Genomic DNA, 12,752 nt, shown 5'->3' on the forward strand with positions numbered 1-12,752 from the left:
CGAGACCGATGGCTCGTTTATCGCCGAACTTCCGGGCGTCTTCGGCGATCGTTGCCGCCGTGGTCTCGACACCTTCGACATTGATGTCGCCGAGGGAGACCTTCGCGCCGCGCTTGGCGAGCATTCGCGCGGTGGTCTCGCCGATCCCTCGAGCGCCCCCGCTGATCGCTACGTGCAGTCCCTCAAGTTTCCGCTCTTGTTTCGCCATGCTCGCTTTCCACCTCGGTTCGCCTGCCCAGCACTCGTTCGAGGCGGTCATCGGCAGCTCTTATCGTAGCCACCCCCTGCAAGGGGGCGATCGAGTGCCGACGGACTGATCGATAGTCCGGTGTCCGCTAGGAATTACGCTCCTGCTTCTCGCGGATGAGGTCGAGGGCGAGCACGCCCCCGATGATCGCCATCCGCTGCGAGTGGTTCGTCCACTCCGCGAGGTCCAAGGAATAGGTGGACTTGCCGGTCAAGGCGTTCATCCCGCCCGACCACTCGCGTGCGACCACGCCCATCTGGCCCTGCGGGCCCAAGATCTGGAAGTTGAAGCCGAAGGGATTGCCGTCGAGCTCGAGCTCCTCACCGAGCACCTCGATGGTGATCCGGGTCTTGAAGAAAGCGAAACGTTTGACCAGCCTGCCGATCTGTTGGCCATGGGGATCGAAGATGTCCATCTTGTCCCGGCCGATATTCGCCTGGTCCTTGACCTGGAGGAGCGGACGACCGGGGCCGTCGAAGAGGTTGAGCTCGCGGGCACCTGCGAACATGCGGCCGAGAGTGCTGCCTCCGGTCTCCACGTGCGCGACCTGCGTGCCCTGGGCATCGAAGATCGCGAAATCGTTCTTGGAAAAATTCTTCGTCTGCTGAAACACGAGGGAGCTGTGGTCGAGGATCGACATATTCGCCAGCATGACACAGCGCCGCGGGACCAGGGGACCATCACTTGCGCCCCAAACTCTAGGATCCTGGAGTTTCAACCATGTGGCGGACTTTTCAACCATGTGGCGGACTAGAGCGAGCCCGGGCGGGGAAGTTTCGCTCCCCGCGGGGATCTCGGCGACGGAACACCAGGCACGCGCAATTCACTCGCTGTCCGGCGCGGGCAACGTGTACCTCTTCGGCCCGCCGGGCAGTGGGAAGACCACTCTCCTCGACGCCGTACACGCCGCGAATCCCGGTTCGGTGCGCAAGCACTTCGGCGCTTTCTACCGCGAGCTCCATGCCGCCCTCCCCGGAGTCGGCCGCAGCGTTCCGCGGGCAGTCGCGGAACTCACCGAAAGGGCTCGCCTCGTGTGCTTCGACGAGCTGCATCTCCACGACGTCGCTGATTCGCTATACCTCGCGGCCGCCCTGGACCACTGGGAGGATGCGGAAGTCCGGGTCGTGGCGACCTCGAACTACCGACCGGCCGAACTCCTCCCCAACCCGCTGCTCCACGACGCGGCGCTCCCCGTGATCCGCCGGATCCGGCGGCCATGGAGAGGGAACGAGCGCAGCGGCTAGCCAACCTCGTGGACGTGGCGTGCGACCACGACGCGCGGCTCGACGTGCGCGCCGCCGCCGAGCCCGGGCGGCTCGCCCTCGCGCCCGTGCCGCCTCTCGACGTGGGGCGGACGCTCAGCAAGCTCGCCCTGCTCCGCCTCGCTCACGACACACGATCCTCCGAATAGGGCACTATCGTGGGGTGGGTACGACGACCTGGTAGACGCCCCGCGCGGCGGGGGAATGGGGTGGATCATGAGCTTCTCCCACACCTGCATCATCGACGCCGATCCGGAGAGGGTTTGGGGCTATTTCTCTGCGCCCGGGGCGTTCCATCGTCTCGCGCCGCCTTTCCTCGCACTCCGCCCCGTTTCCGAGGCGGACTCGCTCGCCGACGGCACCGCGGTCCTCGCCCCCGCGACTTCGCTGCCCGGGCCGTTGAGGGGCCCTTCTCGTCCGCGTTGGATCGCCCGGCACGATCCCAGCGGTTACATCGAGGGGGAACGGTTCGTCGATCGCTGCTCGTCTGCGCCCTATCGCCGGCTCACCGGCTGGGTCCACACCCATACAGTCGAGGCCGCCGGCCCCTCGGGGAGCGGCCCCGACCGCTCCGCGTCGAGGCCGCCCGCGACTGCTGTGGGAGATCACGTCGACGCACGCGTGCCCGCCCGCCTCCTCACACCGACATTCGCCTACCGGTACCGCCAGCTCGCCGCTGACCTCTCCGTCCTCGATCGACTCCGAACCGAGGCCCGCGATCGCGGCGGCACGTCGCTGACCATCGCGATGAGCGGTGCCTCCGGTCTGGTCGGCGCCCAGCTCGGGGCATTCCTCTCTGTTGCGGGACACACCGTTATCCGGTTCGTGCGCCACGAAACGAGCGAGCCCGGGGAGCGGCAGTGGAATCCCGACTCCCCCGCACCGGATCTTCTCGACGGCATCGATGTGCTCGTCCACCTCGCCGGGGCGCCCATCGCCGGTCGCTTCACCGCCGCCCACGTGGAGAAGGTCCGCTCGAGCCGGATCGGGCCGACGAGGGCGCTCGCCGAGCTCGTCGCGGCGCGCCGCGGTGCGACGGATCTCGTGTGCGCCTCCGCGATCGGCCTCTTCGGCGCGGAGCGCGGGGACGAACTTCTCGACGAACGGGCGGCCCCGGGCGAAGGCCCAATCGCCGACATCGTGCGCGATTGGGAGGACGCCTGCGCCCCGGCCCGCGAGGCCGGCGCGCGCGTCGTCAACGTCCGCACCGGAATCGCCCTGTCGGGGGCCGGCGGGGTGCTCGGCGCACTCGCCCCGCTCTTCGCCGCCGGTCTCGGCGGCAGGATCGGCGACGGCGAACAGTGGTTCTCGTGGATCGCACTCGACGACCTCGTCGATATCTACGCCCGCGCCGTCGTCGACCCGGTGCTCGAGGGCGCGCTCAACGCCGTGGCGCCGAATCCGGTGCGCAACTCGGAGTTCACCGAGACTCTCGGCCGCGTCCTGCACCGCCCTGCTCTGATCCCCGTCCCGGCCGCCGCTCCCGCGCTGGTGCTGGGCCGCGCCGGCGCACGCGAGCTCGCGCTCGCCGATCAGCGGGTAGTCCCGGCAGGGCTCGCCGAGCTCGGCCATCGGTTCCGCTTCCGCTCGCTGGGCCGTGCGCTCGCCCACGAGCTCGGCCGGGAGAGCCTCCCCGATTCACTGCCCGATTTCCGGTCCGATTCATCCGCCGATTCCCCCACGGAGACCGGAGAGCAGGGCACCGGCGCCCGGGACACCGGCGAGAAGCGCGCGTGAGCCCCTCGCTCCTGTGGTTCCGCCGCGATCTACGTGTCGCCGACCACCCCGCTCTCGCCATGGCAGCGGAGAACGGCCCCGTGCTCGCCGTCTTCGTCCTCGACCCCACGCTCGTCTCGACCTCGGGCAGGCCACGCGCATCCGCGCTCCGGGACGCGCTCCTCGCGCTCGACGAGGCGATCGGCCACCGGCTGTGTGTGGTCCGCGGCGACCCGGCGACCGAGATCCCGCGCCTCGCCGAGGCGATCGGTGCGGGCACTGTCGTCGTCTCGGCGGACCACGGGCCATACGGCACCCGCCGCGACGCAGCCGTCGAGCGCACGCTCGCCGAGGCCGGGCGCGGCTTCGTCCGGGTGGGCTCGCCCTATGCCGTCACGCCCGGTCGGGTCCTGACGGCGAACGGCACCCCTTACAAAGTCTTCACCCCCTTCCGTCGCGCCTGGTACGAGCACGGCTGGCCTGCGCCGGCCGACACGGGAAGCGAGAGCGCGGAGTGGCTCGACCCCGCGGAGATCGCCCTGCCTGAGCACAGGCCGGACACGGACAGGCCACTGCGCGACCTCCTGCGTTCCACGCTGGGCACGGGCGATTCGCCACTCGAGGTCTGCGAATCCGCGGCGAGTGCGCAGTGGGCGGACTTCCTCGAACACGGACTCCCCGGCTATGCGGACGACCGCGACCGCCCCGACCTCGACGCGACGAGCCGGCTCGGCGCGCAGCTCAAGTTCGGCACGATCCACCCCCGCACGATCCTCGCCGATCTCGCCGCGCTCGGGCCGACGACCGGGCTGGGCACCGGCCTCGCCGAGAGCCGCGACGCCTTCGCCTCCGAGCTCGCCTGGCGGGAGTTCTACGCCGATGTACTCCACCACTACCCGTCCACCGCGGGCGGCAACGTCGACGTGCGGTGGGATCGCTTCCCTTGGGTCTCGGGCGACCACGCGGACGAGGCGTTCGCGGCGTGGCGAGACGGCCGGACCGGCTATCCGATCGTGGACGCCGGGATGCGACAACTCCTCGCCGAGGGCTGGATGCACAATCGGCTGCGCATGGTTGTCGCCTCGTTCCTCACCAAGGACCTGCGCGTGCACTGGCGACGCGGAGCCCGGCACTTCATGGACCACCTCGTCGACGGAGACCTCGCTTCCAACCAGCACGGTTGGCAGTGGACGGCGGGAACCGGCACCGACGCGGCGCCGTATTTCCGCGTGTTCAACCCCGTGACCCAGGGCAAGCGCTTCGACCCTGAGGGAGACTACGTGCGGCGGTGGGTGCCCGAACTCCGCGGCATCGCCGGCGCCGCCGTCCACACGCCACGCGAGGGCGGCCACGGCGACTACCCCGCGCCGATCGTCGACCACGCCGAGGCCCGCCGCGAGGCGCTCGCCCTCTACGATTCGGTGATCCGGGGGGCCTAGGAGCCGTCGCGCCGCGGTGGGCGCGGGACGAAGAACGACGTCCGCCGCGCGTACTCCTCCCACCCTTCCCGCTTCGACATGCTCTTCTCCAACAGACGGGCGCCGGAGCCCCAGACCAGGAGGTAGGTCATCAGCAGCGGCGACACGATCGTCCACACGGCGGGGACCGTCGCCAGGGAGGCGAGCCAGGTCCCCCACCAGACGCACGCGTCCCCGAAATAGTTGGGGTGCCTGGTCCATGCCCAGAGGCCGCGGTCCATGATCCGCGGGCGATCTGGATCGGCCTTGAACGCCGCGAGCTGCGCGTCCCCCACGGCCTCGAACACGAAGCCGAACCCCCACACCGCGAGTCCGGCCGCGACGAGGCCGATGGCCGCGCCTCCGGGGGCATCGCCTCCGCCGATCGCCTGCAGCGGGAGGGAGATGATCCACTGCGCCCCGGCCTGGAGCAGGAACACCGAGCGCAGCACGACGAGCGGGCGGACCGACCCGTCGTCACGGTAGGCGCCCAGGCGTCCGAGCATCTCGGCGTAGCGCAGGTCCTCGCCGTGCCCGGCCGTCTTGCGCGCCACATGGACCGCGAGCCGCACGCCCCACACGGCCGCCGCAGCGGCGATGGACACGGCCACCCAATCGGGCGGCGCCGCCCCCGCGAGCCCGGTGGCCCGCACGGCCAGCGCGACGACTCCGACCAACGCGAGGCCCGCGCCCCACGTGACGTCGACGACATTGAACCTGCCGATCTTGCGGCCCACGGCGAAGGCCGCGAGTTGCAGCAGCAGGAGTGCGGCGAACGCGAGCGCGGAGGTCAAGGCGAGGGCGGGGTACGACGTCATGGGCATCCCGGAGACACCTCCCCGGGCCGGCGGAGCACGAATTGCTCGACGCCCATGCGGCCCTCGGCGAAGGACCGGGTGCCGCCGGCGAGGTAGAGGTCCCACACCCGGGCCATCTTTTCTCCCCAACGGGCGACCACCTCGACCCGCGAGGCGAGGAAGCGGCGGCGCCATTGCTCCGCGGTCCACGCATAGTGCTCGCGCAGCGAGCGCACGGACACCAGCTCGAGCCCCGAGCCGGTGAGGAGATCGAGCGTCCGCCCGGCCGGGCGCATGGACATGTCCGGGGCGATGAACGACTCGATGAACGGCCCGCCACCGGGGTGCCGCCCGGCGCGGGACATCTGCTGCACGAGGACCCGGCCGCCGGGCCGCACGCAGTCGTGGAGCGTGCGCGCATAGAGCGGATAGCGGGTGTCGCCGACGTGCTCCCCCATCTCGAGGGAAACCACCGCGTCGAAGCTCGCGCGCTCCTCGGCGAGCTCTCGATAATCCTGGACACGGATGTCGACGAGATCGGCGACGCCCTCCCGCTTGGCGCGGCCCCGGGCGAAGCGTTGCTGTTCCTCGCTGATCGTGACTCCCGTGACCTGCACACCGTGCGTGGCCGCGGCGGCGATGGCCATCGAGCCCCAGCCGCATCCGATGTCGAGGAGCCGCATGCCCGGCTGCAGCCCGAGCTCGCGGGCGACGAGTGCGAACTTCGCCGCCTGTGCGGCGGCGAGGACGGCGCCCGGATCGGAGTCGGCATCGCCGCCAACGTTCGCGCCCCGGCTCGGGGGCCCGGAGGGGAACCAGCCGCACGAATACGCCATGGACTCGTCGAGGATCAGCGCGTAGAAGTCAGTGGGGAGATCGTAGTGGTGGCTGATCACCGCCCGGTCCCGGAGCGGGGAATGGAGCCGACCTCGCACGACCGCCTGGCTCTCCGGTCGCGGTGGGCGGGGGCCGAGCGCGCCGTTCCTCGCGGCGAGTCCCGCGAGTCGGGCGAGCGCTCGCGGACCGGGACGGGAGCCCGCGAGCTCGCGCTCCCGGATGACCTTCCAGAGGTGTGTCATGCCCTCGAGTAGGTCTCCGGGGATGTCGATCTCGCCGGCGACGTAGGCCTGCGCCGCGCCGAGCTCACCCGGCGCCCAGAGCTGCCTGCGCAGCGCGGCGGGCGAGCGCAGCCGCAGGACCGGCGCGCCGACTGGTCCTGCGGCCGAACCGTCCCAACATTCCAGACGCACGGGGAGTCCACCCCGGATAAGCAGACGCAGCGCCTCCTCGATCTCGGCGGCGAGAGTCGCGCCTCGGGTCCCGGCGGCGCCCATGGTCCCGGCGGTGTCCCGACCCCGCCTCATCGCCTGGCCCCGATCTCGAGATGCGCGACGTCGAGGTAACCTGCGCGGAAGCCCGCTTCGCAGTACTGCAGGTAGAAGCGCCACATGCGGACGAAGACCGCATCGAATCCGAGCCGGTGGACCTCGTCCTCGCGAGCAGTGAACCGTTCTTCCCACAACCGCAGCGTCTCGGCATAGTGCCCGCCGAAGTGGCGACGACCTCGAACCCGGAGCGAGGTGCCCTCGAGCGCACGTTCTATCGCTCCTACTGACGGGATGCGTCCGCCGGGGAAGACGTACTTGTGCATCCACGTGTAGTTGTTCCGCGTGGCCCGAACGCGGTCGTCGTCCATGAGAATCGCCTGGATCGCGACCCGGCCGCCCGGGGCCAACACCTTCTCGATGACTCGGAAGTACTCCTCTAGGTATTCGAGGCCCACGGCCTCGATCATCTCTACGCTCAACACGGCGTCGTATTCGCCGTCGACCTCGCGGTAGTCGCGCAACTCGACCTCGATCCTCTCTCCGAGGCCGGCGCTTTCCGCGCGCCGCTGCGCGAGCTCGCGCTGCTCAGTGGACAGGGTCACCGAGCGGACCGTGGCTCCCCGGGCCGCGGCGCGGAGACACAGCTCGCCCCAACCCGTGCCGATCTCGAGGACGCGGCTCCCGGGCCCCACTCCGGCCGTGTCGAGGAGCGCGTCGATCTTCGCCCGCTGGGCGGGAGCCAGGTCCTCGTCTGTGGGTGCGCGCGGCGCGGGGCGCGTTGGCCCGGCGCCGTCGCCCGCTGCGCGGTCGTTCGTTCCGGATGACGACGCCGCACCGATCCCCCCGAGCCGACCCCTGCGCTCGGGAAGCGAATCGAAGAGCGCAGAAGAGTACGTGAGCGTCTCGTCGAGGAACAACGCGAAGAATCGGTTGGAGAGGTCGTAGTGCGCCGAGATGTTGCCGCGCGCGTTCTCCACCGACCCCCGGGTCTCGCGAGGCGGGCGGGGGATGTATAGGCCGCGCAGCGCGCGGAGCGGCCGGGGGACCATCGCGTGTTGGCGAGCGGCGAACTCGGACAGCAGCGCCGCAATGTCCGGAGAGTCCCAGTCCCCTGCCATGTACGACTCGCCGAGCCCGATCGATGCGTGCCGCCCCACACGGGCGTGGAAATCGCGGGGCCGGTGGACGATCATCCGCGGCGCCGACGCCGAGCTCGCCCCGCCTCCGCGCACGGTGCCGTCCGGATATTCCACGCGGATGGGCATGGCGTCGGCCAGTCCCGCCAGGATCGTCTTCACACCGAGCCCGAGCGCGGCCGCCAATGGCCCATGGGGCGCCGGCGGTATTGGGGTGCGGGCACGCCCCGCGGCGGTGTCCGCCTCGGGCACCGGCCGGATCCCGAGGCCTCGCGCCCAGAGATAGACACCGTGCAACCGGATCCGGGCCGAGACCGCGAGCGGTTCGAGTGGCCGGCGCGTGGCGATACCGAGGAGGGTGCGCATGCGAACCGGCCTGCCTTCCCCCGACACCGAGGCGACGAAATCCGGCTCCCCGTCGCGGCGCAGGCGGATCGCAACATAGAGCCGCTCACCGGGCTCCGGGACGTCGATCACGTATCGGCCTCCGGCGTCATGGAATGGGGAGACATGAAACTCCTTGGGGATCTCTGCCCTGCCACGGGCGTCGGGCCGGAGGAGATAGTGGTGCAGGCCTCCGTAGGTGTTGCGCACGATAGCGAGGACGACCGACGGGGTCCCGTCGGCGGCGTGCAGCCAGGCGAGCGCGAGCGGATCGAATCCGTAACCCGCCGCCCGCCCTGTGGCGGCGAGGAAGGCAGGGCCCCCGACGTCGGGGGCGGGCTCACCGGCTTCCCCGGCGAGCCGCCGCGCCAGTCGCCGCACGCCCTCGCCCGCGGTGGGCGCGGGGTCGAGGTCGAGATCTGCGGGCCGGATCTCGGCGAGCACCCTGGTCCACGAGGGGAAGCCGGGCAGCCCCATGCCGGCCTGTGGGTCCGACGGCCTCGAGTCGAACGCGTCCATATCGACCAACCACCAGTACGAACGAGTGCCAAAGCGGTGGGCGATCGGGCCCGAGCGCGAGTGCCGGACCGTGGTCTCGTAGAGCCGCACGGCCGCAGGGGCGGTGCCGAAGCGCGCGTCCGAGGCTGTATCGCGGTCCACCGTGATCGCCTCGTTGCGCATCAGTTCCACCTCCCGCCGAGTTTCTCGGCCGCTCGGAGCCCCGCGAGTGCCCCGTCCTCGTGGAATCCCCAGCCGTGGTAGGCGCCCGCGAAGACGATGCGCGAGGAGTCGATCTCGGCGAGGCGCGCCCGCGCAGACACCGATTCCGGGGTGTAGAGCGGGTGGGCGTAGTCCGCCGAGGCGAGGATGCTCGAGGAGTCGACGAGTCCGCGTCCGTTGAGCGTGACGAGGAGCCGCTCCCCGCCGGGCGGACGGAGGTGCTGGAGACGATTCATGTCGTAGGTGATCACTTCCCGCGGGGTCGTTTGTCCCGCGGAAGTGGTTCGGAGCGCGGCGGAATGCAGATGGTTCCACGATGCCCGCGCCTTTTCGGCGCGGGGAAGGATCGTCGAATCGGTGTGGAGGATCATCTCGTTGGGTTGGTAGGGCAATGCCCCGAGAATCTCGCGCTGCGCTCGGGTGGGGCTCCGGAGCAGGGCGAGAGCTTGGTCCGGATGGGTCGCCACCACGGCGGCGTCGAAGCGCTCGACGTCGCCTCCCGGGGTCCTCAGCAGGACCCCTCCTGACTGGTCGTCACCTGCCTCGACAAGAGCGTGGACGGGACTGGAGGTCCGGATATCCGAGATCTTCTCGGCGACGGCGGATACGTAGGTCCGCGATCCGCCGACCACCGTCCGCCACGTGGGCGAGCCGAAAACGGTGAGCATTCCGTGATTGTCGAGGAAGCGGAAGAGGAACTCCGCAGGATAGTCAAGGGCACGTTCCGGCTCGGTCGACCACACCGCAGCGACCAGCGGCACGACGAAGGCGCGTCGAAAGAAATCCCCGAAATGATGCCGATCGAGGAAGGCCTCGAGCGTCTCCGCCGGGTTCCCGTCCGCGGAGCCCGCGTCGGCCGACGCCAGCAGCCGGCGCGCGTAGCGGTGGAATCGGGGCACGTCGGCGAGCATGCGGAGGTGCCGCGGGCGGAGCGAACCCCTGCCGGGGAAGAGCCCGCGGACACCTGCGCCGCCCCTGTATTCGAGGCCGAGCTCGTCATCACGCACGGAGAGGGTCATCTCCGTCTCGACGGTTTCCACGCCGAGCTCGGCGAAAAGACGCAGCAGCGTGGGATACGTGCGGGCGTTGTGGACGATGAAACCCGAGTCCACGGCGAAACGGCTACCGCCGACGTCGACATCGTGGGTGTGTGCGTGGCCGCCGAGCCGGGTGTCTGCCTCGAAGATCGTCACGTCGCGATCCTTGGCGAGGACGTGGGCGGCGACCAGCCCGGCGACGCCCGAACCGATGACCGCCGTCCGGCCCGTGGCGGGTCCGCGTCCGTGCGGTCGCTCCCGGTAGGTATTTCCGACCGATCTCATGGCACTTCGCTTCCCGGCCACCTCGTCCATTAGCCGTGTCGGGTATGTGAGTTCGCGGCGATCGATCGAGAAGAGGCCGACCGCCCGGGTACCGGCACGCTGCTCGTCTACGCGGTGTCCCGCCCTCGCGTACGCATCGCGTTCGCAAGGGTAGCACCCGATGCGGGGCCCGATGCGGGGCCCGATTCGGAGGCCCGATGAGAGGCCCGATGAGCGGCCCGACGGGCGACCCGTAGGAGCGCCCGGACGATCCGGTGGCTGGCCGGCTCGACTATGTCCACTGCTCCTCGTCGGCCTCCGCCTCGGCCTCGTCGAAGGCCTCGGCGTCGATGTTCCCGCGCACGAGGAACCAGCCACCGACGAAAAGGATGAGCAGACCCGGCACGCCGATGTACGCGGACTTCGCGGCATCGGGATCGTCGCCGAAGGCGATGAGCAGGATCACCGCCGCGAGGAAGGCGAGCGCGAGATAATTGATCCACGGCGCGAAGTGGAGCACGAAGTGCGGGCGACGCATCTCGCCGCGACCTGCCTTGCGCACCATGAGCGCGTGGCTGATGAGGATCGTGGACCACACGCCGATGATCCCGAGCGAAGCGATCTCGAGGACGATCTCGAACGCCTTGCTGGGGAAGAAGAAGTTGATGAGCACGCCGACGGCGCCGAAGCCGGCGGTCGTGAGGATCGCCGCGTAGGGGACCTTGTTGCCGTTCATCTTGCCGAGGTACCTCGGCGCGGTGCCCGCCATCGCCATCGAGCGCAGCACGCGCCCGGTGGAGTACAACCCGGAGTTCATCGACGAGGCCACCGCAGTGATCAGCACGACCTGCATGATGTCGGCCATGTGCACGCCACCGAGGTGGAAGCCGACGCGGTCGAGGACCGTGACGAACGGCGAGACGTCGGCGACGTACTGATTGGTCGGCAGGAGGATGCAGAGCAGGAGCATCGTGCCGACGTAGAAGAGAAGGATCCGCCAGATCACCGAGCGGACGACGCCGGGCATGACCTTCTCCGGGTTCTCCGTCTCGCCTGCGGCGACGCCGATGAGTTCCATCGCCGCGTAGGAGAAGATGACGCCCGTGGAAACGACGACCACCGGCGCGAAGCCGTTGGGGAAGAACCCGCTGTCGGTGATGTTGTGGAACCCGGCCGTCGCGGACTGCCCGTCCGTGCCTAGGTCCGTGCCCGTGACGATGAAGTAGATGGCGACGAGCATGAACGAGACGATCGCGCCGACCTTGATGATCGCGAACCAGAACTCGAGCTCGCCGAACAACTTGACGCCGATGAGGTTGATGACGATGACCACGCCGAGGCCTATCGCCGCGAGCGCCCATTGCGGCAGCGCATCCCGGACCGGCGACCAGAACGAGAGGAAGATCGCCATCGCCGTCGCGTCGGCGATCAGGGTGAACGCCCAGTTGACGAAGTGCAGCCATCCGGCGGCGAACGCGCCCTTTTCTCCGATGAACTCACGGGCGTACGACACGAACGCACCCGAGGACGGCCGGTGCACGACCATCTCGCCGAGGGCCAGCACGACGATCATCGCGACGATGCCGCACGCGATATACGACAGCACCAGCGAGGGGCCGGTGTCGTGGAGGCGGCTCGCGGAGCCGAGGAACAGACCGGAGCCGATGGCGCCGCCGATCCCGATCATCTGGATGTGCCGGTTGTGCAGGCCCTTAGCGTAACCCGCGTCCCCGGCGTCGACTGTTGGAGAGGACGGCGCGGCGTCCCCTACATCCGTAGTACTCAAGTAATTCCTCTCGACAGGCCGCCCCGGGGCGGACTATGCAGACCGGGGCGAGTGTAGGCGGGGGGTGGGGTTGTCAAACGCAAAGCCCGAGAAACAACGCGGACTCGCGGGCTTCGCTGCAGTTCAGCGGCCTGGGCGCCGTGCGGGCTGCAGTGGCGCGGCGCCGGCGGGGTTGTGGGAGGACGACCCGGCGGTGGCGCGGAGCCGGTTCGGGGATGGGACGCCCGTCGTCAGGCGGGGAGGCGGAGGAGGGTGAGGTACGAGCCCACCCAGAGGATGACGGCGAACAACAGGACCCACCACGTGATCCCCAGCGCGCCGGTGGCGACGATCCAGTCCCAGATGGCCGGCCACCACGAGAACCAGGTAACGAGGCCGACCGCGCCGACCACGAGACCGGCCACGCCCACGAGGGAGAGCACGACAGCCCCGACTCCGCCGAGCCGGTAGACGATGGTGAACCAGAAGCCGAGGATGAAGGCGAGCATGCATCCGACGAAGTAGGAGAGCACGGCTGCGAGCGGCCCGGACGCCCACAGCGGATCGAGGTGAGCGAAGTAGCCGTCCATCCAGTAGCCGTGCGTCCACCACTCGATGAGGCCGAGGGCAACGAAGACG

Annotated in this window: 11 protein-coding genes and 1 pseudogene; 4 read left to right on the top strand and 8 right to left on the bottom strand. The window is 69.9% G+C overall.

Translation table 11 applies throughout. The annotated features are described in order from the left end of the window. A partial coding sequence (locus V7E05_RS10630; RefSeq protein WP_333619629.1) for an SDR family NAD(P)-dependent oxidoreductase occupies positions 1–208 on the bottom strand: 208 nt, incomplete at its 3' end. Positions 209–335: 127 nt separating this feature from the next. Continuing rightward, positions 336–887, bottom strand: a complete 552-nt coding sequence (locus V7E05_RS10635; RefSeq protein ID WP_333619630.1) for an LURP-one-related/scramblase family protein — start codon at positions 885–887, stop codon at positions 336–338. A gap of 100 nt (positions 888–987) precedes the next feature. Here V7E05_RS10635 and zapE point away from each other — a divergent pair, with 100 nt between their 5' ends. The 4 genes from zapE to V7E05_RS10655 all read left to right on the top strand — a co-directional run bounded on the left by zapE (position 988) and on the right by V7E05_RS10655 (position 4,664). Continuing rightward, a complete protein-coding gene (zapE, locus tag V7E05_RS10640; RefSeq protein ID WP_333619631.1) occupies positions 988–1,491 on the top strand; it encodes an AFG1/ZapE family ATPase in 504 nt (167 codons plus the stop codon). Further along, positions 1,464–1,658, top strand: coding sequence for a hypothetical protein (locus V7E05_RS10645; protein WP_333619632.1), 195 nt, complete (start codon positions 1,464–1,466; stop codon positions 1,656–1,658). The genes zapE and V7E05_RS10645 overlap by 28 nt, the downstream gene beginning before the upstream one ends. Before the next feature lie 67 nt (positions 1,659–1,725). Further along, the gene (locus V7E05_RS10650; protein WP_333619633.1) at positions 1,726–3,246 is read left to right on the top strand and encodes a TIGR01777 family oxidoreductase; all 1,521 of its coding nucleotides are present in this window, start codon (positions 1,726–1,728) and stop codon (positions 3,244–3,246) included. Next, a complete protein-coding gene (locus tag V7E05_RS10655) occupies positions 3,243–4,664 on the top strand; it encodes a cryptochrome/photolyase family protein (protein WP_333619634.1) in 1,422 nt (473 codons plus the stop codon). The genes V7E05_RS10650 and V7E05_RS10655 overlap by 4 nt, the downstream gene beginning before the upstream one ends. On the opposite strand, the gene V7E05_RS10660 is transcribed toward V7E05_RS10655, so the two are convergent. The 6 genes and pseudogenes from V7E05_RS10660 to V7E05_RS10690 form a co-directional block, all read right to left on the bottom strand. Continuing rightward, positions 4,661–5,500: a DUF1295 domain-containing protein gene (locus tag V7E05_RS10660; RefSeq protein WP_333619635.1), complete on the bottom strand. Its 840-nt coding sequence runs from the start codon at positions 5,498–5,500 to the stop codon at positions 4,661–4,663. The genes V7E05_RS10655 and V7E05_RS10660 overlap by 4 nt on opposite strands. Next, entirely contained in the window at positions 5,497–6,843 is a 1,347-nt protein-coding gene (locus V7E05_RS10665; protein WP_333619636.1) for a cyclopropane-fatty-acyl-phospholipid synthase family protein, read from the bottom strand. The genes V7E05_RS10660 and V7E05_RS10665 overlap by 4 nt, the downstream gene beginning before the upstream one ends. Beyond that, entirely contained in the window at positions 6,840–9,008 is a 2,169-nt protein-coding gene (locus V7E05_RS14330) for a DUF1365 family protein (protein ID WP_442891657.1), read from the bottom strand. Before V7E05_RS14330 ends, V7E05_RS10665 begins: the two co-directional genes overlap by 4 nt. Next, complete coding sequence (locus tag V7E05_RS10680) at positions 9,008–10,369, bottom strand: NAD(P)/FAD-dependent oxidoreductase (RefSeq protein ID WP_333619637.1); 1,362 nt, start codon at positions 10,367–10,369, stop codon at positions 9,008–9,010. Before V7E05_RS10680 ends, V7E05_RS14330 begins: the two co-directional genes overlap by 1 nt. A gap of 271 nt (positions 10,370–10,640) precedes the next feature. Beyond that, positions 10,641–12,134, bottom strand: coding sequence for an amino acid permease (locus V7E05_RS10685; RefSeq protein WP_333619638.1), 1,494 nt, complete (start codon positions 12,132–12,134; stop codon positions 10,641–10,643). A gap of 230 nt (positions 12,135–12,364) precedes the next feature. Then, positions 12,365–12,752 (bottom strand): annotated as a pseudogene (locus tag V7E05_RS10690) (hypothetical protein); the annotation flags it as partial.

Origin of the sequence: Dietzia sp., assembly GCF_036741115.1 — a bacterium.
Lineage (GTDB): Bacteria > Actinomycetota > Actinomycetes > Mycobacteriales > Mycobacteriaceae > Dietzia.

What these genes read in the sequence shown, in the direction of transcription:
- V7E05_RS10680 (WP_333619637.1), bottom strand. Translation starts at nt 10,369, where the DNA reads ATGAGATCGGTCGGAAATACCTACCGGGAGCGACCGCACGGACGCGGA.
- V7E05_RS14330 (WP_442891657.1), bottom strand. Translation starts at nt 9,008, where the DNA reads ATGCGCAACGAGGCGATCACGGTGGACCGCGATACAGCCTCGGACGCG.
- V7E05_RS10650 (WP_333619633.1), top strand. Translation starts at nt 1,726, where the DNA reads ATGAGCTTCTCCCACACCTGCATCATCGACGCCGATCCGGAGAGGGTT.
- V7E05_RS10635 (WP_333619630.1), bottom strand. Translation starts at nt 887, where the DNA reads ATGTCGATCCTCGACCACAGCTCCCTCGTGTTTCAGCAGACGAAGAAT.
- V7E05_RS10645 (WP_333619632.1), top strand. Translation starts at nt 1,464, where the DNA reads ATGGAGAGGGAACGAGCGCAGCGGCTAGCCAACCTCGTGGACGTGGCG.
- V7E05_RS10660 (WP_333619635.1), bottom strand. Translation starts at nt 5,500, where the DNA reads ATGACGTCGTACCCCGCCCTCGCCTTGACCTCCGCGCTCGCGTTCGCC.
- V7E05_RS10665 (WP_333619636.1), bottom strand. Translation starts at nt 6,843, where the DNA reads ATGAGGCGGGGTCGGGACACCGCCGGGACCATGGGCGCCGCCGGGACC.
- zapE (WP_333619631.1), top strand. Translation starts at nt 988, where the DNA reads ATGTGGCGGACTAGAGCGAGCCCGGGCGGGGAAGTTTCGCTCCCCGCG.